The organism is Mesorhizobium sp. M4A.F.Ca.ET.022.05.2.1 (assembly GCF_003998845.1).
GTDB lineage: Bacteria > Pseudomonadota > Alphaproteobacteria > Rhizobiales > Rhizobiaceae > Mesorhizobium.
The window spans coordinates 1-3,718 of the sequence record NZ_RZOJ01000508.1; the positions used below are offsets into that span (position 1 = coordinate 1).

Consider the following 3,718-nt stretch of genomic DNA (forward strand, 5'->3'; position numbering starts at 1 on the left):
GTGCATTATTCCGGAAGTCGGTTCAAGGGGCTCGGCGATGTTGTCCGGCCGGCCTGCCATTCTCCGGCACCGGGGCCAGTCTTGCCATCGCGGAAGGCCACCCTAGCTCACAACCATGGGAAGAACCGTCCTCATGGCCATGACGATTGCGGCGATTGTAATTGTCGCCACGCTGGTGCTGACCGCGCCGAAACGGGGCGGCGTCGATCCGGCCGAGACATCCGCCGTTCAAACAGAGTGAGGCCGCCGGCACCTGCATTTCTTGCGGATGCAACTATATTGCTGGTATAGGCGAATTGTCGTCAACTCTGACTTGAATTGACGACATACGATAAGGTATCCCCGCGTGGGGGTCCTCAAATCTTGCCTTGAATGGATTGTTTGCGCGATTGCGGTTCGCTCCCGGATGGCGATCGTTGCTCCATTTTTAGTGGCTGAATAGAGTGGCAGATGACCGGCGACAGCACGCTCAGGATATTGCGGATCACGCCGCACTTTTATCGGCCAGGCACATGGCCGGTCGCCTTCGATCCGGTCGGCGGCCTGCAGAATCAGACATGGACAATCGCCAACGCGATGGACGAGGCCGGCGCCGCCCAGACCATTCTGACCACGTTCATTCCCGGAAGCCCGAGAGAGGTTCAGCTTTCGCCGAGGATGCGCCTCAAATGCGCAGGCTTCTGGCTGCCGGAGTTCGCCGCCGGCCCGCTGCTCTGCTTCACCTGGTTCCTGGCCGCATTGCCGGAGCTGCTTCGAGCACGCGGCCGCTATGATGTCGTCCATATCCACTTCAACCACTCGGTCTGGTGCCGGGCCATGGCCATTCTGGTCTCCAGGCTGAAGATACCTCTCGTGGTATCGATGAACACGCAGCTCTGGTCCGGGCTCCAGCATGCACTGCGGCTCAAGGGCAAGACGTATGATGTCACCCGCTGGCTGGAACGCTATGCTTTGATGTCGGCCGACCGTGTTGTCGCACTCACCGAGCGTTACGGCAGGGAAGCCGTAGCGGAAACCGGGCTGGATCGCCGCGTGGCGGTGATCGCTGACGCTGTCGACGCCGAAGCGTTCGGCCGTCCGATCGACCCGGACGCGCTTCAAGCCTTTCGCTCCGAGCATGGCATCCCCGAGGGGCGGCCTGTGGTTAGCTTCATCGGCCGCATCAGCCCGGAAAAGGGTTGGCAGGATTTGCCGGCCCTGGCCAAGCGCCTGGCCGAAAAGGGCGTGTTTTTGTTGATTTGCGGCGATGGCCCCGACCGGCGCAAACTGGAAGCGGCGCTTGCCGCCATTTCGCGCCCGGACTGTTTCGCTATCACCGGTTTTGTTTCCCCGACGGAGGTGAAAAAGGCTCTGCAGATTTCCGAAGTCCTGATTCTGCCGTCGCGGCGCGAGGTCCTGGGCAGCGTGTTGCTCGAGGCGATGGCCTCCGGCCTGCCGGCAGTCGCCTATGCCGTTGGTGGCGTCGCCGATGTCGCCGGCAATCCGCCGGCATTGGCATTGGTGCGGGACGGCCAGCGTGACGATTTGATCGCCCGCACGATCGAGCTTCTGGACGAGAATCCACTGCGAAGCACCCTGATCGAGCGCGGGCGCCAACGGGTCGGGGATTTCGCAGTGCATTCGGCGGTTGCCCTCAACCTCGAGCTTTATGCCTCGATCCTGTCGGGATCCGGCATCGGCTCGCGAAACCGGGGCGACGTCCTGGCCTTTCAGGAGGACGGCGGTTCGCCGGACGGCGCTTGATCAATTTCGTCACCACGCGCAGCCACGCCTACACCGTCCGTCATCTGGTCCGCCAATTGGGCGATGCGCGCCGCTGGAGCTACGAACGCCTTTTCCGGCAAAAGGAACTGCGCGCCGGCACTTGGGTCTTCACCGATCACGAACGGCTGTCGTCCTTCGAGATCGCGCTGGCCGCGAAGGTCGCGAACAAGCTCGAGCAAGGCGGCTCGCGGGTGCTCAACCATCCCGCTCGCTTGCGCGGCCGACACGATCTGCTGAAGGCACTGCACGAGGCCGGGATCAACCAATTCTCTGTCTGGCGTTGCGAAAGCCAGCCGCGGCCAAACTCCTTTCCGGTGTTCATCCGCAACGAGTTCGACCATCTGTCGTCCGATTTCGACCTGATCGCCGACCAACAGGCGCTCGACGCAACAATCGCCCGCATGAAGGAGAACGGCATTCCCCTGGCTGGCAAGTTGGTGATCGAATATGCCGGCCAGGAAGTCAGCCCCGGTGTGTGGCAGCGTTTCGCGACCTACCGCGTCGGCTCTCGGCTGATCGCCCACCATAATGCGGTCGACTTCCGCTGGGCAGCCAAGGATGTCGAGGACAAGACCCGTCTTCTTGCCCATCCGATGTTTGGCGCCTTCGTCGAGAATGAGCGCCGTTTCGTCACCGACAATCTCTATGAGGACGTGCTGCGACAGGCCTTTGATCTGGCTGGCATCGACTACGGCCGCGCCGACTTCTCGCTTGTGGACGGGCACCCGCAGATTTTCGAGATCAACACCAACCCGGCGCACGGCTCGCACCGCACGATCTACCGCGAGACGTTCCCGGCCAGGGTCGAGACGCAGCGGCTGAGCGAGGACAGGCTCTATGCGGCCCTGAGCGCCATCGACATGCCGATTGGCGCGGGGATCGCGCTCGACGATCCGGCGCTGCGCACACAGCAGGTATTCAGGCGGCTTTTCCTGGGGTTGAAACGTGCTTGAACGCGCCCTGCGGCAACCGCACCCTGGTGACACGCCGGTCATTTTCGAGACCGCCGACCGGTTTGATTTCGGCTCGCGGGAATTCCGCCTGCTTTTCAATCGTGCCCGGGCAACGGCTTTCCAGCATCCCGATTGGTTGACGGCCTTCTATCGCCATCTTGTGCCGGCGCATGGCGTCGAGCCGCTGGTGGTGACCGGCCGGGATGCCGCCGGCGACCTCCAACTCGTCGTGCCGCTTGTGCGCCGCCGCGCGGAGGACGGATCTCGCTCGATCGAATACGCCTTCCTTGGTGTCACCGACTATGCCTGTCCGATCGTTGCCGAAGGCCTTTGGCTCGACGAGAGGACCGCGCAGGCCTTTCACCATGCCCTAGGTTCCCACGCCGGGCTGAAAATCGGTCCGGTCCATCACCAGCATGTGCAGCAATGGCGCTCGCTGCTGGGGAGCGAGCCGCTGGCGCTTGGCTTCGGCGCGCATGCCGTGCGCTATGGCTTCCCCTATGGCGAATGGCGGCGCGCCAACCTGGGCAGCCATCGCGCGGCGGCGCTTGATCGCAAGGCACGCCGTCTCGATGATACAGGCGCGCTTCGGCTGGAGCTCCTGGAATGCGATGCGGTGCGCTCCGCAATGATGGCGGGACGCGATTTCCGGTCCGGGCGCTTTCCGGATGATCCGCTGCAGACGGCGCATGGTCTCGAATTCTACATTGATGTCGCCACCAGCGGAGCGCGCTCCGGCCTGGCTCAAACCTGGCACCTGGTTTCAGGCGAGAGCACGGTCGCTCTCGTTTTCGGGCTGATCGACAAAAGCAGCTTCCGCTACATTCTGCTCTGCTGCAACTACGTCGCCCATGCGCGCTATTCTCCGGGGCGCCTCGCGCTGGACCGCGTCATGGCGGCTTGGGCGGCCAGCGGCGGCGAGACTTTCGATTTCACCATTGGCGACGAGCCTTTCAAGGCCGATTTCGGCTGCACTCGAACCCCCATGCACGAGTTCCGCC

At 63.2% G+C, this 3,718-nt stretch carries 3 protein-coding genes; all 3 read left to right on the forward strand.

Annotation, left to right across the window (positions count from 1 at the left end; genetic code table 11):
- The first annotated feature begins 450 nt into the window (after positions 1 to 450).
- Complete coding sequence (locus tag EN745_RS31590) at positions 451 to 1,743, forward strand: glycosyltransferase (protein ID WP_127423057.1); 1,293 nt, start codon at positions 451 to 453, stop codon at positions 1,741 to 1,743.
- Positions 1,740 to 2,717 carry a hypothetical protein gene (locus EN745_RS31595; protein ID WP_127407438.1) on the forward strand — a complete coding sequence of 326 codons (978 nt, stop codon included), beginning with the start codon at positions 1,740 to 1,742 and terminating at the stop codon, positions 2,715 to 2,717. Before EN745_RS31590 ends, EN745_RS31595 begins: the two co-directional genes overlap by 4 nt.
- On the forward strand, positions 2,710 to 3,718 hold a 1,009-nt coding region (locus EN745_RS31600; RefSeq protein WP_127423058.1), incomplete at its 3' end, for a GNAT family N-acetyltransferase. The genes EN745_RS31595 and EN745_RS31600, both read left to right, overlap by 8 nt.